A 24,217-nucleotide genomic window follows, 5' to 3' on the forward strand; every position below is an offset into this window, starting at 1 on the left:
AAACCAGTCATTCGACAATCCATTGAAAAAAAGCAGAGGGCTGCTGCGCAGCCCAGCGGGAGCAAGCTCCCTCGCCACAAAAGCGGCCTCGGCGCTAGCGGGAGTCAATCTTCCAAAGGCTTCGGCGCGGCCGCCGGCTTGGCGGCCTTGCCAGGCTTGGTGCCTTTCGCATCCTTGGCCGGTGCAGGCTCGGGCGTGGGAGGGGGCGCTGGTGGCGTTGCTTCTTTTTCCGCGGCGGGGAGTTTATCGACGGTGTCGAAGAGGTCCTTCAATTCAATCGCGCCGGAATGCTCGAGTTTCTTTTCCCCGTCCTTGCCCACCAGGATGATCTTGGTCTGGGCACCGGCGCCCAGCTTGAGGGAGCGAATCAGCGCCATGGTGCTTTGCGGGTCCAGATCCTTGCCATCGCGCTGGCCGATGGTATTGAGCACGGTGTAGAGCACCATGTTGCGCTCGGAAAAACCCTGCTTGCCCGCTGGTTCATCCAAGGCCTTTTTCAGGCTGACCCAGGCCGGGTCGACCGTGCTGGGGGCAATGACGATCAGGGAACGCGACTTGCCGACTTCCGCCACCAGAGGGGAGTCACCATCGGCAGCGAACAGAGGGCCGGCGATGGCCAGCAAGGTAGCGAAGGTCAACGACCGAATGAGCATGCGCCTCTCCTTTTGATAGTTACGCTGTACTGATTGCACAGGGCGGCGATTGTTCCGCGAGCGTCGCCCGATACTGCGCCTGCCTGCCTTGAAGCTTAGGCGAGCACGTTCATTGCGCAACCGCCCTGCACAGCGTTCAGAGGCCAAACGGGAACGTATCCTCCTCGTGTTCCAGGACCTGCGGCGTCGGCAATGGCGTAACGGCTTCGCTCTGTTCGAACCAGAGCCAGGCGTCGAACTGCTCGGCCAGCACCGCTTCGAAATAATGGCTCTGACGCTCGGTTTCAGGGCGGTAGATCACACCAATCGCGCGTTCGAGCAGTGGTTCGGACAGCGCGTCCAGGAGCGCCTCGTCAGGATGGGTGCGCCATTGCGTCAACGAGGCATGAACACCGGCCTGGAGGAATTGGTGCTCCCAACTGCCGGGCAACGCTGGCCGCACCTGTTTGATCTTCATCGGCGCATCCCAGTCGTCCGCCGCCGCGACACTGCCACGGTCGGTGCCCATGCCCAGCAACACCGCGCTGCGGCCATAAGCCATGCGGCAGAGCTGGCCAATATTGAACTCCCCTTCCCAGCCCATGCGTGTCGCGGCAGCATTGCCGATGTGGGAGTTATGCGCCCAGACCAACGCCTTCGCATCAGTGCCCCGATGCTCCAACAAGGTTTGCAGGGTGTCGAACATGTGCCGGTCCCGCAGGTTCCACGATGACTTGCCCCCGCGGTACATGGCTCGGTAGTACTGTTCGGCGGCGCGCACGACCCGGGCGTTCTGGGTGGCGCTGAAGAAGGCCTCATCATCACTGATCATCGGATCCAGGCGTTTGGCCAACAAGCTGTTGAGCTGCTCGACCACGGCGTCTTCACACGTTGCCAGGTTGCCGCGCTCGGTGAAATGACCATACAGCGCCGGGTCATCGTGCCACGGCGTGAGGCAGCCATAACGATGACGGGCATCACGGGCCATGTCCGGATGGCTGGTATCCAGATAGTTCAGCACCTCATCGATGGAGTGACGCAGGCTATAGACGTCCAGGCCGCGAAATTCCACCCTTTGCCCCATGGGCTGCTCCAGATTGTAATCGCGCAACCAACGGACGAAGCCTTGGACTTCGCAGTTGCGCCACATCCAGGTTGGGAATCGGGCGAATGCCTGCTGCTTCCACGCCGACGGCCCCAAGTCGCGTACACAGCGGTCGATTTGCCCGGCATCGGGCCAGTCCGCTTCGACGGCAACGATATTGAAACCGTGATGCTCTATCAGGTGTCGGGTAATGGCGGCACGGGCCCGATAGAACTCATGGGTGCCGTGGCTGGCCTCGCCAATCAACACGACCTTGGCATCAGCGAAGCGATCGAACATCTCACCAAAGGCCGGGCTGTCCTCGGCAGGCAGTGGCTCGGCGTGGTGACGCAGGATATCGGCAATGTCGGTGCGAGGCTCGGCGCCACGCCGGCGTAGTCGTTGCAGCAGATCTCTGGCTGGGCTGTTCATGGGTCTTGGCCTCATCAGTACCTGGTTTACAGGTATGACTGTGGCTATGGACCCATGACTCCGATCAAATCAGAACGCGAGTTTGAAGCCGATCATCGCCAGCATCACCGCCAGGCAAGGCCGTAGGACCTCATCGGAGATGCGTCCCGACAAATGGCTGCCCAGGTAGATCCCCGGCAACGAACCGATCAGCAGGAAACCCAGGATATGCCAATCCATGTTGCCCATGCTCGCATGGCCCAGGCCTGCCACCAGGGTCAGCGGCACGGCATGGGCAATCTCGGTGCCCACCAGGCGCTTGGTGACCAGGAACGGATAAAGTATGAACAGCGCCACAGTGCCCAGGGCGCCAGCACCGATGGAGGTCAAGGCAACCATCGTGCCCAGCACCAGGCCGGTGATGACCGTCAGCACATTGAGTCGTGAACCGGAGGGGTTGTAATGACCGCCAGCACGATCATGGGCGAATTGCAGCAGGCGCTTCTTGAACAGGATCGCCAGGGCGGTGGCGAACAACACAAAGCCCAAGGCTTGTTTGATCACCGCGTTCATAGCGTCGGGCGAGCTGTGCAGGCTGCTGAGAAACCACAGCGTCAAGCCGACCGCCGGCACGCTGCCCAGGGTCAACCAGCCGGTGATTGCCCAATCGATATTGCGGTTTTTTGCGTGAACCAGGACACCGCCAGATTTGGTAATGGCCGCGTACAGCAGGTCGGTGCCCACCGCTGTCGCGGGGTTGATACCAAACCACAACAGGATCGGGGTCATCAGTGAACCACCGCCAACGCCGGTCATTCCAACGATGAAGCCGACCACCAGGCCCGCAACGACTAAACCGACATTACCGAAATCCATTGAACCCGTCTCGACACGACCGCGTGAAAAATCTGGCCGCGAGCATAGCGATTTTTCTTATAACCCCCTATATCGATGTGATCTATCTTTATTCCTTTTTCTCAGCTCACTGGACCGGCAGGAAGTTGAGGAACAGCAGGCTCTGGGCGTAGTTCAAGCCGATGCGCCGGTAACGCTCATCAAGCATCTGGGTCAGCAGGTCCAATCGGGCGACGATTTTGCCGAACTCCACGGCGAAACTAAGGTTGCTGCCCTCCTCCGAAATCTCATTGGAAAACAGCAACGGCGTGCCGTCCTTGTTCTGCCGCTGACTGAGCAGCCAAGTGGCTTTTTCGATGTTGCGCGCCGCGTTGCTGACAAAACGCGGGTCGATGGTATCGGTCATGTAGAACTCGAGGCGATTGCCATGAGCGGTGACCAGCATGCTGCCGATGGCGTAGATGAACGCCCCGACCCGATCACCGAGAAATTCCGGGCTCATGGCATAGCTCAGGGCGGCCAAGTCCTTCTTGCCCCCCAACGTCGGCAAGGGTTGTTGCTGCTCGATGGCCATGCGCACCTGTTTTTCCGCGGTGCGGGCGTCGAGAAAGCCGGACTTGCGCAGTTCCTCGGGGTTGCGCAGGTACAGCTTGCTCATCAGCAGGTAAAGGCTTTGCAAGTTGTCGTGCATCGACAATGTCGCCATGCGGTCGACGCTGGTCTGCAAGAACTCCTGGGGCCTGGCTTCGCTGAACTGCGTGACCATGTCCTGCCCCTGCTGATGGCTGCAGCCGCCGCTGAACAGCATCGACACGCCAACCAATCCGGCCATGCAGGCTTGGCGCAACCTCGTCACAGAAGAAAAAACACCGGCCATCGAGTCTCAATCTAGGCATGGGGAAGCGATGGGGGTCGCCGCTTCCAGGCCAAGGATAGAGCTGTAAAAACCGCAAAAGTGCGACGCCCGAGGTGAAAGCGCTCGCTTGGGCAAGCCTCGCCTCGCTCAATTAGTCTTACTTTTTAATTGATAAATCCCGATTTATAGCTATAAATCCATTTCCTAGCCGTAAATAGAAAGACTACTGAACAGAAAAACCTTCATCGCTGTCCGACCAAGTAACGGACTCGACCGCGTTAAAACAACAACAAAACAACAGGAAGGAAGGTCACACCATGCTTGAATCCAGACATCTGCTCACGGCCCTCGGAGTCTCTCTGATGATTGCCACCTCCTCCCAGGCCGCCGGCCTGACCAATGAACGCGTTGCCTTCGGCAAGACCGACGACGGCACCGCGGTTGAGAAATTTGTCCTGCGCAACAGCCACGGCATCGAGGCGACCGTCATCACCTATGGCGGGATCCTCCAGTCGCTGATCGTGCCGGACAAAAACGGCATGACCGCTGATGTCGTGCTCGGCTTCGACGATGTGCAGGGCTACCAGAAGAACGGCAGCGTGTATTTCGGCGCGACCATTGGCCGCTTTGGCAATCGCCTGGCCGGTGGGGCGTTCGAGCTGGATGGCAAGCGTTACCAGGTGCCGCAGAACGACAAGGACAATTCCTTGCACGGTGGGCCACAAGGGTTCGACAAACGTGTTTGGAAAGCCGAACCGAGCAATGACAAGGATTCGGTGGGCGTGACCCTGACGTACCTGTCGGCGGACGGCGAAATGGGCTTTCCCGGCAACCTGAAGACGGATGTCACCTACAGCCTCAACGACAAGAACGAGCTGCGCATCGACTACAAGGCCACCACCGACAAGCCGACCGTGTTGAACCTGACCAACCACAGCTATTTCAACCTGGCGGGTGCAGGCAACGGTGACATTCTCAAACAAGTCGCGACCCTGCACGCGGCCCGTTACACCCCGGTCACCGGCAAACTCATCCCTACCGGCGAGCTAGCCCCCGTGGCCGGCACACCGATGGATTTCACCAAGCCCACCGCCATCGGCACGCACATCAAGGCTGATCACCCACAACTCAAGTTCGCCGAACCGAAACAGGGCGGCTTCGATTTCAACTGGGTGCTGGATGCCAAGGGCGATGTGGACAAACTGGCTGCCGAGGTGCATGACCCGCAGTCCGGACGACTCCTGCAGCTCTACACCAGCGAGCCTGGCGTGCAGTTCTACACCAGCAACTTCCTCGACGGCACCGTCAAGGGCAAGCAAGGCAAGGTGTATCCGCATTGGGGCGCGTTCACCCTGGAAACCCAGCATTACCCCGACTCGCCCAATCAGCCGGACTTCCCTTCGACGCGGCTTGATCCGGGCCAGACCTACACCCAGACGATGGTATTGAAGTTCTCCACGAAATAGAAAAGCTGCGCAACACCGGTAGGAGCTGTCGAGCGAAGCGAGGCTGCGATCTCTCCCCAGACAATTGAGTCTGGAGCGAAAAATCAAAAGATCGCAGGCTTCGCCAGCTCCTACTATCCTGCTGTCCATTGGATGATGGATCAGCACAACAGGAGAGAGTCATGAGGACGCTGGAATTGGCGGGTGTGTCCGTACCGGTCATTGGCCAGGGCACCTGGCGCATGGGTGAAGAACCGTCCCATCACAAAAAAGAAGTGGCCGCCCTGCGGTTAGGGATCGAACTGGGCATGACCCTGATCGACACTGCAGAGATGTATGCCGAAGGCGGTGCCGAGACCGTCGTCGGCGAAGCGATCACCGGCTTGCGCGACCAGGTGTTCCTGGTGAGCAAGGTCTATCCCCACAACGCCAGCCGCAAAGGCATTCCCCTGGCCTGCGAACGCAGCTTGCGCCGGCTCGATACCGATTACATTGATCTTTACCTGTTGCACTGGCGCGGCCAGTACCCCTTGGAAGAAACCGTCGAAGCGTTCGAGCGTCTGCGCGAAGAAGGCAAGATCGGCCGTTGGGGGGTGTCGAACCTTGACGTCGATGACCTTGAGGAGCTGGCTTCTCCGGCCTGCGCCACCAATCAAGTGCTGTACAACCTGCAGGAACGCGGCATCGAATTCGACCTACTGCCTTGGTGCCAGCACCGACGCATGCCGATCATGGCTTACTGCCCTGTCGGCCAGGGCGGGCACTTGCTCAAGGATCACACCCTGGGGCAAATTGCCGAGCGCCATCGCGCAACATCGGCCCAGATAGCACTGGCCTGGTTACTGCGCCAGGACAACGTGATTGCCATTCCCAAGGCGGTGAAGCCTGAGCATGTGCGCCTGAATGCCGAAGCGGCCAACCTCAGGCTCGAGCCCCAGGACCTGGCCGCCCTCGACCTGATCTTTCCCCAGCCCCAGGGCAAGCAGCGGTTGGCGATGGTGTAGTCCTCGCAAATCAAACGCTTTTTGTGGCGAGGGAGCTTGCTCCCGCTGGGTCGCGTAGCGGCCCCACTATCCTTGCGATCGCTGCGCAATCGAGCGGGAGCAAGCTCCCTCGCCACAAAAGCAGTCCGGCGCCTCGCAAACGACAGCCGTTAGAACAACCCCATCTGCCCCCCCACCAACGTTGAAAAGTCATCGTCCACAAACGGCAGGATCGCGTCCGCCACCGGCTGCAGCTGTTTGGTCACGTAGTGGTCGTAATCGATTGGCGCGCTGCGGGTTTCCAGCGGTTCGGGACCGGCGACAGTGATGACATAGCTGATCCAGCCGCCATTCTGGTATTGCCGCGGACGGCCCTGGCGCTGGTTGAACTCATCGGCCAGCCGCGCGGCCCGTACATGGGGCGGGACGTTGCGTTCATAGTCGTCCAGCGGTCGACGCAGGCGCTTGCGGTAGACCAGCCGCTCATCGAAGGCACCGGACAGGGTCTGCTGCACATAATCGCGCACATAGTCCTGGTAGGGCTTGCGGTGGAAGATCCGCCCGTACAGCTCCTGCTGGAACTGCCGGGCCAGCGGCGACCAATCGGTCCGCACGGTTTCCAAACCCTTGTAGACGATTTCATCGCTGCCGTCGGCGCGAGTCACCAGTCCGGCGTAGCGTTTCTTGCTGCCCTCCTCGGCACCTCGGATGGTCGGCATCAGGAAGCGCTTGAAATGCGTTTCGAACTGCAGCTCCAGCGCGCTTTCCAGCCCGAACTCGGCACGCACCTGTTCACGCCACCATTGGTTGACGTGCGCCACCAGCTCGCGACCAATCTTGGCCGCCTCCTCCTGACCGTGGGCACGGCGCAGCCAGACGAAAGTGGAATCGGTATCGCCGTAGATCACCGAATGCCCCTGGGCTTCGATCAACTGGCGGGTGTGCTGCATGATCTGGTGGCCACGCAGGGTGATGGACGAAGCCAGGCGCGTGTCGAAGAAGCGACAGCCACTGGAGCCGAGCACGCCATAGAATGCGTTCATGATGATTTTCAACGCCTGGGACAGCGGCGCATTGTGTTCGCGCTTGGCGGTTTCCCGGCCTTCGGCGACCCGCGCGACGATGGCCGGCAGGCAGTGCCGAGTACGGGAGAAGCGCGCCCCGCGAAAACCGGGCACCGACTCTTGGTCATCAGGGTGGCGCAGCCCTTCGATCAAGCCCACCGGGTCGATCAGGAAGGTGCGGATGATCGACGGATACAGGCTTTTGTAGTCCAGCACCAGCACCGACTCGTAGAGCCCCGGTTGAGAGTCCATGACAAACCCGCCCGGGCTGGCCTCGGGCGGGCGCTGGCCAAGATTGGGGGCAACGAAACCCTGGCGGTGCATCAGCGGCATGTACAGGTGCGTGAAGGCTGCCACCGAACCACCGCTGCGGTCCGCTGGCAGGCCGGTGACGCTGGCCCGCTCCAAGAGGAACTTGAGCAGTTCGGTCTTGGCGAAGATCCGCGTCACCAGCTCGCAGTCCTTGAGGTTGTAGCGGGCCAGGGCCGGCTTGTCCTCGGCGAACATGCGATTGATCTCGTCCATGCGCTGGTACGGGTTGTCGATGGACTTGCCCTCCCCCAGCAGCGTCTGGGCAACATTTTCCAGGCTGAACGACGGAAAACTCCAAGTGGCCGAGCGCAAGGACTCGATGCCGTCGATGATCAGCCGACCGGCCGCCGAGGCGAAGAAGTGGTTGTTGCGCGCGCCGTGCTCGCGCCATTGCATTTCTTCGCCACCGCGCCCCAGGCGCAACGGCACCGCCAGCCGCCGGGCATGTTCATGCAACACCCGCAGGTCGAACTGCACCAGGTTCCAGCCGATGATCGCGTCGGGGTCGAAACGGGCGAACCAATCGTTGAGTTTTTTCAGCAGCAGCGTGCGCGATTCGCAATATTCCAGCTGGAAGTCCACGCCGGTATCGTCGCCGTTAGGTGGCCCGAGCATGTAGACCTGGCGCTCGCCGCAGCCTTCCAGCGCAATGGAATACAACTCGCCCTGGGCGGTGGTTTCGATGTCCAGGGACACCAGGCGCAACGGTGGACGGTAATCGGGCGCCGGTTTCATCTGGGCATCGACCAGCAGGCCATCCGCGGCCGGGGTACCGCCGAACCAGACCGGGGCGGTGATGAAACGCTCCATCAGGTAGCGCTCCGGCGGCCTGACGTCCGCTTCGAACACCTCCACACCGGCGCGGCGCAAGGTGGTGTCCAGGCGCATCAGCTGGGCATGTTGCTGGCAATACAGGCCCAGCACCGGGCGATGCTCGAAATCCAGCAGGTCCAGGGGGCGCAGTTCGATATCCTTCTCCCCTTGCAGCAAGGCTTCGAGCTGGCCGCGCTGGACCTGCGGCACAAAGGCCACCGACGTTTGCATCGGCAGGCGCACGCGCCGGGGACCGGCGTCGGTCGCCAGCCAGAACTCGACTTCGGTGCCGGCCGGGGTGTCGCGCCAATGCCGGGTCAGGACGAAGCCCTGCTGTAGATCCACCGCTGCAACCTCGAATTTTGCGTAGGCGACGATTCTACCTGTGGCGGGGGGACTTCACCTGACCAACTGACACACCACCCACCTGCTTAACTGGCACCCACCTGCTTTTTGTGGCGAGGGAGCTTGCTCCCGCTGGGGTGCGAAGCAGCCCCAAAACCGACCACCTCGGTATATCGGGCGAATGCCAACAACCCGGGGCTGCTGCGCAGCCCAGCGGGAGCAAGCTCCCTCGCCACAGGGTGCATGGCGCCACTTCGGTGGTGAATTTACCGGCAATGACGTTTTTGGACGATTGGCCGCCGCTTTACCGCTTGCTCTGCGCCGTTGGGTCTACGATGCTTTAACCACCTGCAAAAACAACACCCGAGGCTCCCCATGAAAACCGTCGCGCAGTTGCTCCGGATAAAAGACGAGAAGAACCAGCAAGTGCACACCATCTCACCGGACGACATGGTATTGCAGGCCCTGATGCGCATGGCCGAGAAAAATGTCGGCGCCTTGCTGGTGGTGAAGAACGATGAGGTGCTGGGGATCATCAGCGAGCGCGACTATGCGCGCAAAATGGTCCTGCACGGGCGCTCGTCGGTGGGCACGAAGGTCAGCGACATCATGGTCTCCCCGGTGATCACCATCGACCCGCACCAAAATGTCGAGACCTGCCTGAGCATCATGACCGAGAAGCACTTGCGGCATTTGCCGGTGGTAGAAGACGGCAAACTCGTCGGGCTGCTGTCCATCGGTGACCTGGTCAAGGAAGCCATCGCCGAACAGGCCGACCTGATCCGACAACTGGAGCAATACATTCGCGGCGAATGATCCGTCGCAACGGGTTGCTCATTCTCAACACACTTCTATATTGAAGGGGTTGTTCCTGCGAGCATCCCGATGGCCGCCACCGACCGACTGATCATTTGTGAACATTGCGATGCGGTGTACGAGCCGGTTGTGCTCGCTCCGCACCAGAAAGCCGCGTGCGTGCGCTGTCACGCGGTGATCCAGCGCTACAACGGCCTGACCATCGAACAGCGCCTGGCCTTGAGCGTGACGGCCGCGGTGTTGTGGGCTTTCGCCAACATTTATCCGGTAATGAGCATCCGCCTCCAGGGCCTGAGCAACAGCGCGACATTGTGGGATTCCATCGTGGCGCTGAGCCAGGGCCCCATCACTTTCATCGCCCTGGTGACAGCGGTGGCAATCATCATTGCGCCGGCCTTCCAGCTGGCGCTGTTGCTCTGGGTCCTGGGCCATGCCCACCTCCAGCGGCGGGCGCCGGGGTTCGCCCTGTGCATGCGCAGCCTGGAAACCCTGCGGCCCTGGAGCATGCTGGAGGTGTGCCTGCTGGGCGCACTGGTGGCGGTGATCAAGCTCGCCGGCCTGCTGGACGTGCTGCCGGGCATCGGCCTGTTCGCCCTCGCGGCCTTGAGCCTGTTGATGATCCGCATTGCCGGGCGTGATGTCCGCGACCTGTGGGACAGCCTATGAGCGGCCAGCCGCTGGACACCCCGCCCGAGGCCCGCGACCTGAACCTGTGCCTGTGCCACAGTTGCGGCCTGGCCTGCGACATGACCGACGAACCCGATACCTGCCCCCGTTGCGACGCTTCCCTGCACCGCCGCAAACCCGACGCCATCACCCGCACCTGGGCCTACATGCTCGCCGCGCTGGTGTTCTACATCCCGGCCAACCTGCTTCCGGTCATGAACACCCAGATGCTCGGCGAGGGCGCCGACAGCACGATCATCAGCGGCGTCATCGAGTTCTGGCAAAGCGGCGCGTGGGACATCGCCCTGATCATCTTCATCGCCAGCATCGCGGTGCCCGGCATCAAGTTCGTCGTGTTGACCCTGCTGCTGGTGACCGCACAGCGGCGCAGCACCTGGGCCCAGGTCCAACGGGCGAAGCTGTACCGACTGGTGGAAGTCATCGGCTACTGGTCGATGCTCGACGTGCTGGTGGTGGCCCTGGTGGCGGCCCTGGTCAAGTTCCAGGCACTGAGCGATATCGAACCGCGACCGGGTATCCTGTTTTTCGGCCTCGTGGTGCTGTTCACCATGTTGTCGGCCATGAGTTTCGACCCCCGGCTGATCTGGGACACCCAACCTTCCGAGGAGACCATGGATGAAGTCGCAAGTCACTGACGGGCAACAACCCGCACCCGGTCGGGCTCACGTCAGCACCCGTCGCTGGACGGTATCGCTGGTGTGGATCGTGCCGATCATCGCGGTGCTGGTGGGCATTTCCCTGGTGGTCAACAACTGGCTGCAGGAGGGCCCGACGATCACCATCACCTTCAAGACCGGCCAAGGCCTGACCGCCAACAAGACCCAAGTGAAATATCGCAACGTGGTGATTGGCCAGGTCACCGACGTGCAATTGAGTGAAGACCAGAAGAACGTCACCGCCACCGTCAAGCTCGCCAAGACCGCCGACACCTTCACCCACGAAGACTCGGTGTTCTGGGTCGTACGGCCGCGTATCGGTGCCGGTGGGATCTCGGGAATCGACACGCTGCTGTCCGGCGATTTCATCGGTGCCGACGCTGGCCAGTCGAAAGTGCGCGCCAAATCCTTCACCGGCCTGGAAGCCCCGCCGCCGATCACCTATGGCGAACCGGGCAAACGCTTCACCCTGCACTCCCAGGACCTCGGTTCGCTGGACATTGGCTCACCGGTGTACCTGCGCAAGATCCCGGTGGGCCAGGTCGTGTCCTATGCACTGGACGCCGAGGGCAAAGGCGTCAACATCGACGTGTTCGTCAACGCGCCCAACGACCGGTACGTCACCGAAAACACCCGGTTCTGGAACGTCAGCGGCGTGGACGTGAACGTCGGCGCCAACGGGTTCGCCGTCAAGACCGAGTCGCTCTCGGCCTTGCTGCTTGGCGGCATCGCGTTCAGGGCACCGGAATACAGTCCAAACGACACCATTGCCAGCGAAGACAAGACCTTCGAATTGTTTGCCGACCAGCAGAGCGCCCTCGCCCCACCCGACGGCAAGGGACAATACCTGGCCCTGCGTTTTGACCAGGCACTGCGCGGATTGCGAGTCGGCGCACCGGTAGAGTTCCTCGGCGTTGAAGTCGGCCGGGTGGTGGCCATCAACCTGGATTTCGATGAGAAACAACGCAGCTTTCCGGTCAACGTCGGCGTGGTGATCTACCCTCAGCGCCTGGGCAAGGCCCATGAAAAACTGCTCAAGTCGCTCAACCACGATCCGGAAGACGAAGCCGCCGGTGCCCGCCTGATCGGCAGCTTTGTCGAGCGCGGCCTGCGCGCCCAGGCCCGCAGCGGCAACCTGCTGACCGGGCAGTTGTACATCTCGCTGGACTTCTACCCCAAGGCCGAAAAAGTCGCCTTCGACCCCAGCGCCCGCCCCGTGCGTATTCCAACCCTCCCGGGCAGCCTGCAGCAATTGCAGGAACAACTGCAGACGATGGTCGAGCGGATCAACAAACTGCCATTGGAGAGCATCGCCGGCAACCTGGATGGCAATCTGGTGGAGTTGCGCAAAGGCCTGGCCCAGTTCAACAGCAAGACCTTGCCCGGCGTGCAAAGCACCTTGCAGGACGTCAGCAAGACCCTGCAATCGGCCAACTCGACCCTGGCCGAAGACTCGCCGCAGCGTGAACAACTGACCCAGACCTTGGACGACCTGGGCCGCATGTCGCGCTCGTTGCGCGAGCTGTCGGACTACCTGAGTCGCCACCCCGAATCGCTGCTTCGCGGCCGGCCCAAGGACGCACCGGCACAGAACCTTACCTTGCCGGTGAAAGAATGATCACAGGAGCCCGCCCCATGCCACTGACGCTGAAACTCACCCTGGTTGCCGTGGCCCTGCTGCTCGGCGCCTGTCGCAGCGATCCGATTCATTACCACACCCTGAGCCCGGTTCAGCCGGCAGGCCAGTCACGCTCTGGCATGGACATCCAGATCGAACAGGTGAGCGTTCCCCCCCAGGTGGATCGCACCCAGATGGTCATTCGCCAGGGCAGCAGCGGGTTGGCGATCCTCGAAACCGAATGGTGGGGCGCCAGCCTGGCGGATGAACTGCACAGCAGCCTGGACGAACAACTGAGCAACCCTGGCGCGCCGAAATCATCGCTGCGGGTGGATGTGCAGCGCTTTGACTCGATCCCGGGCCGCTACGCCCGCATGGACGTGCAATGGCGGCTACGAAGCCTAAGCGGCGATACCCGCCCCCTCGTTTGTCGCAGTAGCCTGCAGACACCGTCGGGCGCCAGTATCGACGACATGGTGACAGCCCATCAGCAGAACGTCCGGCAATTTGTCGACCTTGTCGAGCAGGCGGCTGTACGCAAAGGCTGTCCTTGACCTGTAGGAGCTGTCGAGCGAAGCGAGGCTGCGATCTTTCGCTTGAGATTCAAGCGTCAGGGGAAAGATCGCAGCTCCTACAACGGCCAATGCAGCGACAGTATCGGCGCCACGCGTGGATGGCGGTCGATGCGCTCCAACAATCCGTAGAATTGCGGGCGGGCGTTGAGCATCGCCTCTCGCGTATTTCTCCACTTGGTGATCACAGCCGCCAGGATATCCAACGCCCCCGGCTCGGCACCGCCGAGAAACGGTTGGGCCGGGAATTGGTCGGCAAACAGCGCCCAGTTGCGGTAGAGCCGTTGCTGGGTACCTGATACCAAGCGCTGCCGAGTCTCTTCGTCCGCATCGTCCAGCCAGCGCTCCGGAAAATCGATGATGCCGATGGGGGTGTAGCAGTTGGCCGCGATGTAAACCAGGCCTCGTATGGCTTGCGCACGTTGGGCTGCGTCGTCAGGGAGCAGCTTCGAGGCGGGAAAGGTCAGCCCGAGGTGAATCAGAATCGCCGATGCCTCGGTCAGCACCGAGCCATCTGGCAGTTGCAGCGTTGGAACCTGCTTCAGGGGGTTGAGGGCCTCGAGCTCTTTCGCTGCTTCACTTTCTTCCGTCGAATAGGCATCGACCCGCCGATAAGCCACATCACAAAGGTCCAGTGCCACCTCTACCGCCGACGAGCCGGATTGCCTGTGACCGAATAACTGATACATGAGCTTGCCTCCTGCCTGTGGGTTACCCGGTAGAACCTGCAAACCTGGCAGTGTTCCACCCGAAGGACGACGCGCACGCCAGGGGGACACCCTCATTGGATCAACCGACATCGAGCTATCACTGCCGTCGATGTTCACCATCATGCCAATGAAGTTCTCTTGATGATCGCCCGGGACAACAATGGCCCCACACAAACCACTGCACCCCCGGAGCACACCATCATGAAACGCCAAGTCATCCTCAGCCTCGCTTTCTCCGTACTGGCCGCCAACGTATTCGCCGCCTCCTCGCAACCCGTCGTCGTCGAAGGCGGTTCTGATCGCCTGATCGAAAACCGCGTAGCTGAAGGTGGTTCTGATCGCCTGCTGGAACGCCGTGTAGCCGAAGGTGGCTCCGACCGCCTGATCGAAAACCGCGTCGCCGAAGGCGGTTCTGATCGACTGCTGGAACGCCGTGTAGCCGAAGGTGGCTCCGACCGACTGATCGAAAACCGCGTAGCTGAAGGTGGTTCTGATCGCCTGCTGGAACGCCGTGTAGCCGAAGGTGGTTCTGATCGCCTGATCGAAAACCGCGTAGCTGAAGGTGGCTCCGACCGCCTGCTGGAACGCCGCGTTGCCGAAGGTGGCTCTGATCGCCTGATCGAAAACCACGCATGATTTGCTTGACCGTAATGCCTGAAAACAACGCAAGTCATAGGCAACACACCCCGTGGCGAGGGAGCTTGCTCCCGCTCGGGCGCGCAGCGGCCGCAATGATCGACAAGCCGCTGCGTAGCCCGCCCGACACACCCATCAAGACGACTCCCCCTTAAAAGCCCGGCCTCATCCACCGGGTTTTTTCATGCCCCGACATCTGCTAACGCCCCGCCGCCCGCGCCATGCAGCGCTGATAACGCTCATCCACCCGCTTGGCAAACCACGCCGTGGTCAGCTTGCGCGTGATCTTCGGACTCTTGAGCACGATCCCCGGCAATATCGCCCGCGGCAACGGCTTGCCCTCGGCGCGCTCAGCCAGTTCGAACACCCGCTTGTAGAGCTTGCTGTCCTCGAACGCCAGGCTATCGCCCTGCTCCAACTGATCGCGAATGGTCGGGTTGCGCATCCCCAACGACTTGCCCAGCGTGCGAACCGCCAGCTCCGTGCTGCCCGGCATGATCGAGTCATGGGCAACCAGATCGCCGTCCAGCGCCAGGGAAATGCCCGACGCCACGCTGACCGCATGCTGGAAAGCCGCGTTGCGACTGGCGTACCACCCGGCGTTGAAATCGGCGAAACGATACAACGGCTCGCTATAGCTCACCGGATAACCCAGCAAATGCGCGATACCGAAGTACATCCCGCCACGGCGACTGAACACTTCGCGACGAATCGAACCATCCACCGTATAGGGGTAATCCCGCGCATTGGCTTGGGCAAACGCGATGCTCACCTGCATCGGGCCACCGGTGTGCACCGGATTGAAACCGCCGAACAGCGTCTTGCCCAGCGGCACCATGCCGATGAAATCATCGAAAATCCCGCTCAGCTCTTTCTCGCTACGCGCCGCATTGAGTCGATCGCTGTAGCTTTTGCCATTGGGCGAACGCACCTGGAGCGCGCCGCTGACCAACAGCTCCGGAATGTGCACCTTCGCCGCCCGGCGGTTGATCTCTTGACGAGCGATCTTGCCCAGCCCCGGCACTGGCGGGTCGGCCTGGAACGTCGACTCCTGTTCGGTCACCGCCAGGACCGCACAGATATTCTGCGTCGTGGACGGAATCTGCTGGGCCGCAAAGGCCACGTAGATGTCAGTCGCCCAACCTTGGCGATCCGTCGTCTTGGCCGGCAATAATTGCACGATCTGCTTCTTGACCTCAGCGGGTTGGCGCTCGGGCTCCTGGGCCTGACGACTACCGCAACCGGCCAGGGCCAGCAACGCCGCGAGGCTGATCATCAATCGGTCGAATTGCATGGGGCTCCATCGGGTTTGTTGTTCCGGAGCAACCATACGATCAAAAGTGAATGCGGGCTATGCCCAATGTGGGAGCGGGCTTGCTCGCGAAGGCGGCGGCACATGCGGCATTGATATCAACTGACCCACCGCTATCGCGATCAGGCTCGCTCCCACAGGAGAACGGCGGTGTGCCTGGATTTCCCATCCAACCCAAAACCATTGTGGGAGCGAGCCTGCTCGCGAAGGCGGCGGCATTGGCATCATTGATGCAGGCGGATCAGATCCCGCTCAGTGCCAGATCCATGGCGAAGTAAGTGAAAATCAAATCCGCCCCCGCCCGCTTGATGGCACCAAGGCTCTCGCGTACCACGCGGGCCTCGTCAATGGCACCGGCCTGGGCGGCGAATTTGATCATCGCGTATTCGCCACTGACCTGATACGCCGACAGCGGCAGGTTCGACGCCTGGCGAATGTCGCGGATGATATCGAGGTAGGCACCGGCCGGCTTGACCATCAGCGCATCGGCACCTTCCTGCTCGTCGAGCAGGGATTCGCGCAAGGCTTCGCGGCGGTTCATCGGGTTCATCTGGTAGCTCTTGCGGTCGCCTTTGAGCGCGCTACCGCCGGCCTCGCGGAACGGGCCATAGAGCGCCGAAGCGAATTTGGTGGAATAGGCCATGATTGCCGTCTGGCTGAAACCGGCGTCATCCAGGGCCTTGCGAATCGCCTGTACCTGCCCGTCCATGGCTGCCGACGGCGCGATCACATCGGCACCGGCGCGGGCCGCCGCCACGGCTTGCTTGCCCAGGTTGACCAAGGTCCGGTCGTTGTCCACTTCATCGTCGTGGAGGACGCCGCAATGACCATGATCGGTGTATTCACAGAAGCAGGTGTCGGACATCACGATCATTTCCGGCACCGCGTCCTTGCAGATCCCGGCCATGCGCGACACCAGGCCGCGCTCGCTCCAAGTGTCGCTGCCGTCGTTGTCCAAGTGATGGGACACACCAAACGTCATTACCGACCTGATGCCAGCACGGGCATAGCGCTCGATCTCACTGGCCAGCTTCGATTCAGGGATGCGCACCACGCCGGGCATGCTCTTGATCGGCACAAAATCATCGATTTCTTCTTCGACGAAAATCGGCAGCACCAGGTCGTTCAAGGTGAATTCGGTTTCCTGGAACAGGCTGCGCAAGCTTGCATTGCGACGCAGGCGGCGTGGACGTGCTTCGGGGAACTGGCTGGACATGGGACTCCTGGGCAAAAAAGGGTGCTCGATCACAGAGCGCAAAGCTTATGCCCTGGCCAGCCAGGGCACAAACGCCTGCTGGAAAACAGAGTGTTACCAGCCGAGCAATAATCGCCTCACAAGGTCAACGAGCCATTGATGCACGTCACGACTGCGCCGCCAATCCAGACTTCATCCCCCACCTGCTCGACATGAATGCGCCCGGCCCGGCCCATCGTCAGTCCCTGGCTGACCACGTAGGTCGCCGGCGCCAGGCCTTTGTCCAGCATCCATTGCGCGAGCCCGGCGTTCAGGCTGCCGGTGGCCGGATCCTCGGGCATGCCATCACCGGCGATAAAACCGCGCACTTCAAATTGGGCCTCATCGCCATCCACGGCCCGATCCCAAGGTGCGATCACGCCCACGGCCAGATCCAGCAACTGCGGGTAATCGGGTTCAAGCGTCAGCACCTGCTGGCGATCCTTGAGCATCACCGCCAGCCAACCGGCACCGTTATCGACCCATTGCGCCTCGACAATCGCCTCCGCGGCAAGCCCTAGCCCCTTGCGCACCCGCTCCAGCAGCTCGGCGTCCAGCGGACCGGACTTGAGCAAGGGTGGCGCGAGGAACGCCAACCCATGATCGCTGCGGCGAATCCTGACCAGGCCGACGCCGCACTCCTGCACGATCTCCTGCCCTTTCGGCACGCCGCCGGCTTCCAGCCAGGCGTGACAACTGCCCAAGGTCGGATGCCCGGCAAACGGCAACTCGGTCAAGGTGGTGAAGATACGCACCCGGTAATCGGCTTCCGGGTGCCGCGGCGCCAATAGGAACGTGGTTTCGCTGAGGTTGGTCCAATTGGCAAAAGCCGCCATGTGCCCGTCACTGAGCCCGTCGGCCCCCAGCACCACCGCCAGTGGATTGCCTTTGAGCGGCACATCGCTGAACACATCCAGTTGTTTGTAATCGAAACGGCGGGACGTCGGGCCACTCATTCCGGAATCTTCAACCCGCGCGCCACAGCCGGTCGCGCCAGGAAGCGCTCCAATACCCGCGTCACATTGGGGAAGTTCTGGATACCCACCAGATCACCGGCCTCATAAAAACCGATCAAGTTGCGCACCCAGGGAAACGTGGCGATATCGGCGATGGTGTAGCGCTCGCCCATGATCCAGTCCCGGCCTTGCAGACGGCCATCGAGGACCTTGAGCAGACGCTTGCTCTCTTCGACATACCGATCCCGCGGCCGCTTGTCCTCGTAGTCCTTGCCAGCGAACTTGTTGAAGAACCCCAACTGCCCGAACATCGGCCCGATCCCACCCATCTGGAACATCAGCCACTGGATCGTCTCGTAGCGCGCCGCCGATTCCTGGGCTAGCAACTGCCCGCTCTTGTCTGCCAGGTAAATCAGGATCGCCCCCGACTCGAACAGCGCCAACGGCTGGTCTCCCGGCCCATGGGGATCGAGAATCGCCGGGATCTTGTTGTTGGGATTCAGGGAAAGGAACTCGGGCGACATCTGGTCGTTGCTGGCGAAGTCCACTTTGTGAGGCTCGTACGGCAGGCCGATCTCCTCCAGCATGATCGAGACCTTCACGCCGTTGGGGGTAGGCAGCGAGTAGAGCTGGAGCCACTCCGGGTATTGGGCGGGCCATTTTTCGGTGATGGGGAACGAAGTCAAGTCGGGCATGGGGTCGGCTCGGAAATGAAAGAAAGCCCGAGGATAATCCAAGATGTAGGGCACGGCATCACTGCCCGTCATGGAATTCACCTCGTCCGTTCTTAATTTCGCAACATCCTGTCGTTAACGTTCAACCCATCTCCTGACGGAGATCGCTACAGTGCACCGAAATCGAACCAAAGCGCTCAAAGGGACTCTGAGCAATGCCCCCCGAGGATTCGACGAGGCGTAACGACAGGGAAAACACCCGAAGCCAGGCGCTTCGCGGTGCCAGGGTTTGTCAGCCTGACTCACGCGTGCCGAAGACTACTTATTCGATGATGAACCCACTGAATTTCGCCAGACGTTTCAAACACCGTTCGTGGCTGATGCTGCCGACGCTGCTTGTGGTCTGTGGCCTGGTGTTGTCGCTGGAGTCCAGCGTCAGCCGTGCCCAGCCAGCCGACGGTGTACAGACCCTGGTGTTCCTGCGCCACGCGGAGAAACCCGCCGGCGGCCTGGGCCAGCTCAACTGCCAGGGCCTCAACCGCGCCATCGACCTGGCCACCCTGTTGCCGGAAAAATTCGGCAAGGCCGATTACGTGTTCGCGGCCAACCCTACCCGCAATGTCGAGGAGGGCGAACAGGACAACTCCTACAGCTACATTCGCCCGCTGATGACCATCAGCCCCAGCGCCATCAAGCTCGGGTTGCCGGTGAACATCAATTATTCGGCCAACGACACCAGCGACCTGGCTGATGAACTGCTGGACGACAAGTACCACAACGCCACCATCTATACCGCCTGGTCCCATGGTTACCTGCCGGAGCTGATCAACGAAGTCGCCGGGGAGGCCTTGGGCAAGAAGCAGACCATTACCGATGACTGGGCCTCGGGAGACTTCGACTCGCTGTATGTGCTGACCCTCACCTGGCACAACGGCAAGGCCAGCCTCACCAGCCAGAGCTATAAGCAAGGGTTGGATAATGGCCAGGAGACCTGCCCGACATAATCAGGCGGTATTCCCTGTGGGAGCGGGCTTGCTCGCGAAGGCGATGGCACAGTCAACATCCTCGTCAACTGATCCACCGCTTTCGCGAGCAAGCCCGCTCCCACAGGGATTGACAGTGGATATGGAACCTGTGGTCAACCGCCCCGGGCCGCCCGCTCCCGCAGATATTCCAGCACCGCCGCCTGCTCCCCCGAGAACTCGATCCGCAGCCCTTTCTTTTCCCGCTGGAACACGTACATCGGGTCGTAATACTCACGCAACAGACCTTCGATCCACCAGCGATGCAAGTCGACGGCGCCGCTGTTGGCCTGTTCGGCCAAGGCGGCTTCCAGGATGTCCTTCAGGCGTCGGTGGCGGTCGCCGCCCAGGCGTTTGTGGATGTTGTCCAGGCTTGCCAGCAGTCGCTCGGCAAACAGCGAGAAGCCTTCGTCGCCGTGCACCGCGACAAATTCCGCGCAAAGGTCGATGACGTAATCCTGCAGGATCCGCTCGACCCGACGCTCCACGCTGTCCTCCAGCCAGACCATCGGAACCTGTTGCATGCGCTGGTACAAGGACAGCGGCAAGGCGCAACTACCGACCGCACGGCTCTCATCTTCCAGCACAAATTGCCCGATACCGGCGGCGCGCTTTTTCAGCACGTCCACGGCCAGGCGATTCTCGAAATCAATGTTGGACGGCTGGCCCGTGGCGCGTTTGCCGAAGCTCGAACCGCGATGGTTGGCATACCCTTCCAGGTCCAGGCTGTTGCCCAGTTGGCCCAGCACTTGGGTCTTGCCGGTACCGGTCATGCCACCCAACAGCACCAGATCGCACTGGGCGACTGCCTGCTCGAGGGTGTCCAGCAAGAACGTGCGCATCGCCTTGTAGCCACCGCCAACCCGAGGGTAGTCGATGCCCGCTTCGTCCTTGAGCCACTGTTGGACGATCTGCGAACGCAAGCCGCCGCGAAAGCAATACAGCAAGCCTTCGGGGTGGGCCTTGGCGAACGCGGCCCAAGCCTGGATGCGCTGGGCCTTGGTCTCGCCGGACACCAGTTGATGGCCCAGGACGATGGCGGCCTGCTGCCCCTGCTGCTTGTAACAGGTACCGACGCGTTGCCGTTCGTTGTCGGTCATCAACGGCAAATTGACCACGCCGGGAAAGGCACCCTTGATGAATTCCACCGGGGCGCGCGTGTCCATCATCGGTAAATCATTGAGGAAGATGTCGCGGTAATCGGTGATGTCATGGCTCATCAAGACACCTCGACCGCGTGACTCTGTCGCTCGACCAACTCGCCGATGGGTTCCAGCGCCAGACCGAGTTCAGCGGCCACCCGCAGGAACTCGTCCTCGCCTTCGGGGGTGACAGCAATCAACAAACCACCGCTGGTCTGCGGGTCGCACAGCACGCGCTTGTGCAGTTCCTGGACCCGACCGACCTTGCTGGCGTAGCTGTCGTAGTTGCGCAGCGTTCCGCCCGGCACGCAGCCCAGGTCGAGGTAGTACTCGACGCCTGGCAAACGCGGCACCGCGTCATAGCGGATACGCGCGGTCAGTTGGCTGCCGTCGGCCATTTCAACCAAGTGCCCGAGCAGGCCGAAACCGGTGACATCGGTCATCGCGGTCACGCCGTCGAGCTTGCCGAAGCGGCTGCCAGGCTTGTTGAGGGTGCACATCCAGTCACGGGCCAGGCCAACATCGGCGGCGCGCAGCTTGCCCTTCTTTTCCGCCGTGGTGAGGATGCCGATGCCCAGGGGCTTGGTCAGGTACAAGCGGCAACCGGCGGTGGCTGTGTCGTTGCGCTTCATGTGGCGCTTTTGCACCAGGCCTGTCACCGCCAGGCCGAACATCGGCTCAGGCGCATCGATCGAGTGCCCGCCCGCCAGGGGGATTCCGGCCTCGTCGCACACGGAACGACCGCCGCGAATCACTTCCCGGGCGATTTCCGGGGTCAACACGTTGACTGGCCAGCCGAGAATCGCGATGGCCATCAGCGGGTCACCGCCCATGGCATAGATGTCGCTGATGGCATTGGTGGCAGCGATGCGGCCGAAATCGAAGGGATCATCGACAATCGGCATGAAAAAATCGGTGGTCGAAACCACTCCTCGCTCCTCGTCGATGGCGTACACCGCCGCGTCGTCGCGAGAAGCATTGCCGACCCACAGCTTCGGATCGAGGTTCTGCGCACCACTGCCGGCCAGGATCACTTCCAGCACTTGGGGCGAAATCTTGCAGCCGCAACCGGCGCCGTGGCTGTACTGGGTCAGGCGAATCGGCTCGCTCATGGGCATACCTCTATTCAGTCAATTGGCCGATTCTAGCAGCAACGCCACCGACTCAGTGCCGCGCCGAGCATTCGCCCATACAACAGGCTGGGGCGATTCCCCCCAGCCCATCAGATGGAATTTTCCATTTCTGGAGGGATCACTTGAACATCACCCCTGCCTATCCACCCAGGAGACTGCCGATGCGCCTCGCACCCGCTGCTGCCGACAGCACTCATATTGATTACGGCCTCGACACGCTATTTGGTCGCGAAACCAAAAGCGTCCACTGCCAGTTCGATGTCAAACGCCTCGACGACGGCGAACCGCCCTGGTTCGCGCTGCACGTGCGCCCGCCATTGCCGACGGATCTGGAAAAGGCCCAGATCGTGGTGTTCAGCGCCGAAGGCAAACGCATCAGCGGCATTGTCCGGCGAGCCGAACGCCTGGCTGATGACAGCCTGCAACTGGACGTGGAACCCGACTGAGGTTTCGCAGGCACCGCCTGCCATCGCGAGCAAGCTCGCTCCCACCGGGGCTGTCGAACCCAATGGCGAGACCCACACCGCCCCACTGTGGGAGCAGCTTGCTCGCGATGACGTTAGCCCAGACGCCCCAATCCTGGGGGAGTGCTCCGGCGTTACCACACTCCTTTCGCTGAAATGACGCCTCTTCGGCACAGGCGCTGGAGTCCGGTGCGACGCCCATGGGATGATCGGCCTTCAAGCGCGACCATCCGTGGAGAGTTTCAATGTCATTGCTGAGTAAACAAGCCGCCGCCCTGTTGCTGGGTGCCATCGCCAGCCTGGTCGTGGCATCCGCCCAGGCGGCCCCGGCCAAACCTGCCAGTGATGCGCCGGCGCAGAAGGTATCGATGCTCGGCGGCAAGTTCATCTTCACCTTGCCCAAGGGCTTCACGGCGACGCCTTTGCCCCCCGGCGAGGCTGCCCAGGGCACCGCCGGGGCGACGGGGACGATGTACAGCAATGCCACCAGCAAGACCGTGGTGATCGCAGCGGAAAACGTCATCATCAACGGGGCGAATGTGAAGGATGACGATGGTGCGTTCCTCGACACCACCGTGGCCGACTTCGCCGTTCAGCGCCTCAAGTCCCTGCCGGACGCCAAGATTCTCAGCGAAAAAAGCCTGAAGCAAAAAGGCACCGGCCTGGGCCTGCGACAGCTCGACACCCAGGCGACCCAGGGCGGTGGACCGACCCTCGACAGCACCTTGCTGGCTGCCTCCGGCACGCGCATGGCGGCGGTGCAAATCATTTCCCGGGCCAGCGACAAGGCAGGTCATGTAGCGTTGGTGAAACAGATCGCCAGCGGTCAATAAGCGCCCCGGGGGCCACAGTGGACCTGGGTGTCCGCAACATCTAAGTTCGTCGCCGAACCCTGTGGGAGCCGGGCTTGCTCGCGATGGCGTCGGCCCACATGGCATCGATGCAAGCTGACCCACCGCTATCGCGAGCAAGCTCAGCTCCCACAGGGTTTCGCCCACAGGGACTTAATAGTGATCAGGGATTAAGCCGCTCCAGCCAGGCCCGCAGGTCTTGGATCTCCAAGGCACTGATGCTGTGGCCGACGCCCGGGTAGGCATGGAATTCCGGTTCCAGCGCCAGCGTTTTCAGAAAGCTGTTGGCCTCGGTGCCATCGTGATACGGGATGATCGGGTCTGCCGTGCCATGACCGATGAACACCGCCAGTGTTCGTCGCGACTCGTCGGGGGCCAGCTCTGCCCGCAGTACCGACAGGACCCGCCCACCCATCGCGGCAATGCCGCCGACGGCTTCAGGGTGTCGCAAGGCCACTTCATAGCTCATCATCGCCCCCTGGCTGAACCCCACCAGGTAGACCTTGCTTGCATCGGTCGAATATTTGGCCCGGGCCTTGTCGATGAAGTCCAGCAGCATTTGGCCGCTGGCCTTCAGGTCCGAAGTGTCACCGTCATAAGCGCCGTCGCCCTTTTTCGCGAACCACTGGTAACGGTCCCGCTCCATGCTCTTCGGCGCTCGCACCGAGAGGTAGTTGTAGTCCCGGGGTAGCTCGTCCTTGAGTTCGAACAGGTCCTGCTCGTTACTACCGGAACCGTGCAGGAAGATCACCAGCGGTCGGTTCCGGGCGTGCTCATCGACTTGGGCCAGGTAGTTGAGCGGCAAGTCCGTGTGCAACGAGGGTTGGGCCTGCAACCCGGATGAGACCAGCAACAGAAACAGGGCGAGCGCTTTGAACATCGATCTTCCTCCATCGTTTCGATAGCCGCACGGCAAGGCGCGTGCGGTGAGGTA

General features: G+C 61.6%; 24 protein-coding genes. 11 read left to right on the top strand and 13 right to left on the bottom strand.

Going from position 1 to position 24,217, the window contains the following annotated elements; genetic code table 11:
* Nucleotides 1-104: 104 nt before the first annotated feature.
* The 4 genes from M1D99_RS19365 to M1D99_RS19380 form a co-directional block, all read right to left on the bottom strand.
* Nucleotides 105-653 carry a DUF4174 domain-containing protein gene (locus M1D99_RS19365; protein WP_186730082.1) on the bottom strand — a complete coding sequence of 183 codons (549 nt, stop codon included), beginning with the start codon at nucleotides 651-653 and terminating at the stop codon, nucleotides 105-107.
* A 136-nt stretch (nucleotides 654-789) separates the two neighbouring features.
* The gene (locus tag M1D99_RS19370) at nucleotides 790-2,148 is read right to left on the bottom strand and encodes an erythromycin esterase family protein (protein WP_458130633.1); all 1,359 of its coding nucleotides are present in this window, start codon (nucleotides 2,146-2,148) and stop codon (nucleotides 790-792) included.
* Between the two features lie 69 nt (nucleotides 2,149-2,217).
* Complete coding sequence (locus tag M1D99_RS19375; RefSeq protein WP_186708523.1) at nucleotides 2,218-3,003, bottom strand: sulfite exporter TauE/SafE family protein; 786 nt, start codon at nucleotides 3,001-3,003, stop codon at nucleotides 2,218-2,220.
* Nucleotides 3,004-3,109: 106 nt separating this feature from the next.
* The gene (locus M1D99_RS19380) at nucleotides 3,110-3,814 is read right to left on the bottom strand and encodes a hypothetical protein (RefSeq protein ID WP_250964640.1); all 705 of its coding nucleotides are present in this window, start codon (nucleotides 3,812-3,814) and stop codon (nucleotides 3,110-3,112) included.
* A gap of 341 nt (nucleotides 3,815-4,155) precedes the next feature.
* On the opposite strand from M1D99_RS19380, the gene M1D99_RS19385 reads away from it, so the two are divergent.
* A complete protein-coding gene (locus M1D99_RS19385; RefSeq protein WP_186708518.1) occupies nucleotides 4,156-5,304 on the top strand; it encodes an aldose epimerase family protein in 1,149 nt (382 codons plus the stop codon).
* Nucleotides 5,305-5,465: 161 nt separating this feature from the next.
* Nucleotides 5,466-6,287: an aldo/keto reductase gene (locus tag M1D99_RS19390; protein WP_186708516.1), complete on the top strand. Its 822-nt coding sequence runs from the start codon at nucleotides 5,466-5,468 to the stop codon at nucleotides 6,285-6,287.
* A 149-nt stretch (nucleotides 6,288-6,436) separates the two neighbouring features.
* Here M1D99_RS19390 and M1D99_RS19395 read toward each other — a convergent pair whose 3' ends face one another.
* Entirely contained in the window at nucleotides 6,437-8,800 is a 2,364-nt protein-coding gene (locus M1D99_RS19395) for a DNA polymerase II (protein WP_458130634.1), read from the bottom strand.
* A 375-nt stretch (nucleotides 8,801-9,175) separates the two neighbouring features.
* On the opposite strand from M1D99_RS19395, the gene M1D99_RS19400 reads away from it, so the two are divergent.
* From M1D99_RS19400 to M1D99_RS19420, 5 genes are all read left to right on the top strand, one after another.
* Nucleotides 9,176-9,616 (top strand): CBS domain-containing protein, encoded by a 441-nt coding sequence (locus M1D99_RS19400; protein ID WP_030138503.1) that lies wholly within the window; start codon nucleotides 9,176-9,178, stop codon nucleotides 9,614-9,616.
* Nucleotides 9,617-9,685: 69 nt separating this feature from the next.
* Nucleotides 9,686-10,282, top strand: a complete 597-nt coding sequence (locus M1D99_RS19405; protein ID WP_458130635.1) for a paraquat-inducible protein A — start codon at nucleotides 9,686-9,688, stop codon at nucleotides 10,280-10,282.
* Complete coding sequence (locus M1D99_RS19410) at nucleotides 10,279-10,938, top strand: paraquat-inducible protein A (RefSeq protein WP_458130636.1); 660 nt, start codon at nucleotides 10,279-10,281, stop codon at nucleotides 10,936-10,938. Before M1D99_RS19405 ends, M1D99_RS19410 begins: the two co-directional genes overlap by 4 nt.
* Nucleotides 10,919-12,577 (top strand): PqiB family protein, encoded by a 1,659-nt coding sequence (locus tag M1D99_RS19415; protein WP_411385095.1) that lies wholly within the window; start codon nucleotides 10,919-10,921, stop codon nucleotides 12,575-12,577. Before M1D99_RS19410 ends, M1D99_RS19415 begins: the two co-directional genes overlap by 20 nt.
* Nucleotides 12,578-12,594: 17 nt before the next feature.
* Complete coding sequence (locus tag M1D99_RS19420) at nucleotides 12,595-13,131, top strand: PqiC family protein (RefSeq protein WP_458130637.1); 537 nt, start codon at nucleotides 12,595-12,597, stop codon at nucleotides 13,129-13,131.
* A 77-nt stretch (nucleotides 13,132-13,208) separates the two neighbouring features.
* On the opposite strand, the gene M1D99_RS19425 is transcribed toward M1D99_RS19420, so the two are convergent.
* On the bottom strand, nucleotides 13,209-13,838 hold the full coding sequence (locus M1D99_RS19425; RefSeq protein WP_186708663.1) for a glutathione S-transferase family protein: 630 nt from the start codon (nucleotides 13,836-13,838) through the stop codon (nucleotides 13,209-13,211).
* Between the two features lie 222 nt (nucleotides 13,839-14,060).
* Between M1D99_RS19425 and M1D99_RS19430 the strand changes: the two genes are divergently transcribed.
* The gene (locus M1D99_RS19430; protein WP_434571134.1) at nucleotides 14,061-14,495 is read left to right on the top strand and encodes a phage infection protein; all 435 of its coding nucleotides are present in this window, start codon (nucleotides 14,061-14,063) and stop codon (nucleotides 14,493-14,495) included.
* Between the two features lie 199 nt (nucleotides 14,496-14,694).
* Here the strand turns inward: M1D99_RS19430 and M1D99_RS19435 are convergent, their stop codons facing one another.
* The 4 genes from M1D99_RS19435 to M1D99_RS19450 form a co-directional block, all read right to left on the bottom strand.
* On the bottom strand, nucleotides 14,695-15,789 hold the full coding sequence (locus M1D99_RS19435) for a DUF1615 domain-containing protein (protein WP_186710864.1): 1,095 nt from the start codon (nucleotides 15,787-15,789) through the stop codon (nucleotides 14,695-14,697).
* 259 nt (nucleotides 15,790-16,048) lie between these two features.
* Nucleotides 16,049-17,023 (bottom strand): porphobilinogen synthase, encoded by a 975-nt coding sequence (gene hemB / locus M1D99_RS19440; RefSeq protein WP_434571136.1) that lies wholly within the window; start codon nucleotides 17,021-17,023, stop codon nucleotides 16,049-16,051.
* A gap of 116 nt (nucleotides 17,024-17,139) precedes the next feature.
* Nucleotides 17,140-17,997, bottom strand: coding sequence for a PhzF family phenazine biosynthesis protein (locus M1D99_RS19445; protein WP_458130638.1), 858 nt, complete (start codon nucleotides 17,995-17,997; stop codon nucleotides 17,140-17,142).
* Entirely contained in the window at nucleotides 17,994-18,692 is a 699-nt protein-coding gene (locus tag M1D99_RS19450; protein ID WP_186710858.1) for a glutathione binding-like protein, read from the bottom strand. Before M1D99_RS19450 ends, M1D99_RS19445 begins: the two co-directional genes overlap by 4 nt.
* A gap of 308 nt (nucleotides 18,693-19,000) precedes the next feature.
* On the opposite strand from M1D99_RS19450, the gene M1D99_RS19455 reads away from it, so the two are divergent.
* A complete protein-coding gene (locus M1D99_RS19455; RefSeq protein ID WP_186710866.1) occupies nucleotides 19,001-19,675 on the top strand; it encodes a histidine phosphatase family protein in 675 nt (224 codons plus the stop codon).
* Nucleotides 19,676-19,809: 134 nt separating this feature from the next.
* Here M1D99_RS19455 and mnmH read toward each other — a convergent pair whose 3' ends face one another.
* Nucleotides 19,810-20,913, bottom strand: a complete 1,104-nt coding sequence (mnmH, locus tag M1D99_RS19460; protein WP_458130639.1) for a tRNA 2-selenouridine(34) synthase MnmH — start codon at nucleotides 20,911-20,913, stop codon at nucleotides 19,810-19,812.
* A complete protein-coding gene (gene selD / locus M1D99_RS19465) occupies nucleotides 20,913-21,947 on the bottom strand; it encodes a selenide, water dikinase SelD (protein ID WP_458130640.1) in 1,035 nt (344 codons plus the stop codon). Before selD ends, mnmH begins: the two co-directional genes overlap by 1 nt.
* 182 nt (nucleotides 21,948-22,129) lie before the next feature.
* Here selD and M1D99_RS19470 point away from each other — a divergent pair, with 182 nt between their 5' ends.
* The gene (locus M1D99_RS19470; RefSeq protein WP_186710061.1) at nucleotides 22,130-22,414 is read left to right on the top strand and encodes a hypothetical protein; all 285 of its coding nucleotides are present in this window, start codon (nucleotides 22,130-22,132) and stop codon (nucleotides 22,412-22,414) included.
* Nucleotides 22,415-22,677: 263 nt separating this feature from the next.
* Nucleotides 22,678-23,265: a DcrB/PsbP domain-containing protein gene (locus M1D99_RS19475; protein ID WP_186730093.1), complete on the top strand. Its 588-nt coding sequence runs from the start codon at nucleotides 22,678-22,680 to the stop codon at nucleotides 23,263-23,265.
* A gap of 181 nt (nucleotides 23,266-23,446) precedes the next feature.
* Here M1D99_RS19475 and M1D99_RS19480 read toward each other — a convergent pair whose 3' ends face one another.
* Nucleotides 23,447-24,163: an alpha/beta hydrolase gene (locus M1D99_RS19480; RefSeq protein WP_434571145.1), complete on the bottom strand. Its 717-nt coding sequence runs from the start codon at nucleotides 24,161-24,163 to the stop codon at nucleotides 23,447-23,449.
* Nucleotides 24,164-24,217: the final 54 nt, after the last annotated feature.

The organism is Pseudomonas sp. R3-41, assembly GCF_054161485.1.

Bases quoted from the DNA above. Each gene is read 5' to 3' on its own strand.
- M1D99_RS19365 (WP_186730082.1), bottom strand. From the start codon at position 653: ATGCTCATTCGGTCGTTGACCTTCGCTACCTTGCTGGCCATCGCCGGC.
- M1D99_RS19370 (WP_458130633.1), bottom strand. From the start codon at position 2,148: ATGAACAGCCCAGCCAGAGATCTGCTGCAACGACTACGCCGGCGTGGC.
- M1D99_RS19375 (WP_186708523.1), bottom strand. From the start codon at position 3,003: ATGGATTTCGGTAATGTCGGTTTAGTCGTTGCGGGCCTGGTGGTCGGC.
- M1D99_RS19380 (WP_250964640.1), bottom strand. From the start codon at position 3,814: ATGGCCGGATTGGTTGGCGTGTCGATGCTGTTCAGCGGCGGCTGCAGC.
- M1D99_RS19385 (WP_186708518.1), top strand. From the start codon at position 4,156: ATGCTTGAATCCAGACATCTGCTCACGGCCCTCGGAGTCTCTCTGATG.
- M1D99_RS19390 (WP_186708516.1), top strand. From the start codon at position 5,466: ATGAGGACGCTGGAATTGGCGGGTGTGTCCGTACCGGTCATTGGCCAG.
- M1D99_RS19400 (WP_030138503.1), top strand. From the start codon at position 9,176: ATGAAAACCGTCGCGCAGTTGCTCCGGATAAAAGACGAGAAGAACCAG.
- M1D99_RS19405 (WP_458130635.1), top strand. From the start codon at position 9,686: ATGGCCGCCACCGACCGACTGATCATTTGTGAACATTGCGATGCGGTG.
- M1D99_RS19410 (WP_458130636.1), top strand. From the start codon at position 10,279: ATGAGCGGCCAGCCGCTGGACACCCCGCCCGAGGCCCGCGACCTGAAC.
- M1D99_RS19415 (WP_411385095.1), top strand. From the start codon at position 10,919: ATGAAGTCGCAAGTCACTGACGGGCAACAACCCGCACCCGGTCGGGCT.
- M1D99_RS19420 (WP_458130637.1), top strand. From the start codon at position 12,595: ATGCCACTGACGCTGAAACTCACCCTGGTTGCCGTGGCCCTGCTGCTC.
- M1D99_RS19425 (WP_186708663.1), bottom strand. From the start codon at position 13,838: ATGTATCAGTTATTCGGTCACAGGCAATCCGGCTCGTCGGCGGTAGAG.
- M1D99_RS19430 (WP_434571134.1), top strand. From the start codon at position 14,061: ATGAAACGCCAAGTCATCCTCAGCCTCGCTTTCTCCGTACTGGCCGCC.
- M1D99_RS19435 (WP_186710864.1), bottom strand. From the start codon at position 15,789: ATGCAATTCGACCGATTGATGATCAGCCTCGCGGCGTTGCTGGCCCTG.
- hemB (WP_434571136.1), bottom strand. From the start codon at position 17,023: ATGTCCAGCCAGTTCCCCGAAGCACGTCCACGCCGCCTGCGTCGCAAT.
- M1D99_RS19445 (WP_458130638.1), bottom strand. From the start codon at position 17,997: ATGAGTGGCCCGACGTCCCGCCGTTTCGATTACAAACAACTGGATGTG.
- M1D99_RS19450 (WP_186710858.1), bottom strand. From the start codon at position 18,692: ATGCCCGACTTGACTTCGTTCCCCATCACCGAAAAATGGCCCGCCCAA.
- M1D99_RS19455 (WP_186710866.1), top strand. From the start codon at position 19,001: ATGATGAACCCACTGAATTTCGCCAGACGTTTCAAACACCGTTCGTGG.
- mnmH (WP_458130639.1), bottom strand. From the start codon at position 20,913: ATGAGCCATGACATCACCGATTACCGCGACATCTTCCTCAATGATTTA.
- selD (WP_458130640.1), bottom strand. From the start codon at position 21,947: ATGAGCGAGCCGATTCGCCTGACCCAGTACAGCCACGGCGCCGGTTGC.
- M1D99_RS19470 (WP_186710061.1), top strand. From the start codon at position 22,130: ATGCGCCTCGCACCCGCTGCTGCCGACAGCACTCATATTGATTACGGC.
- M1D99_RS19475 (WP_186730093.1), top strand. From the start codon at position 22,678: ATGTCATTGCTGAGTAAACAAGCCGCCGCCCTGTTGCTGGGTGCCATC.
- M1D99_RS19480 (WP_434571145.1), bottom strand. From the start codon at position 24,163: ATGTTCAAAGCGCTCGCCCTGTTTCTGTTGCTGGTCTCATCCGGGTTG.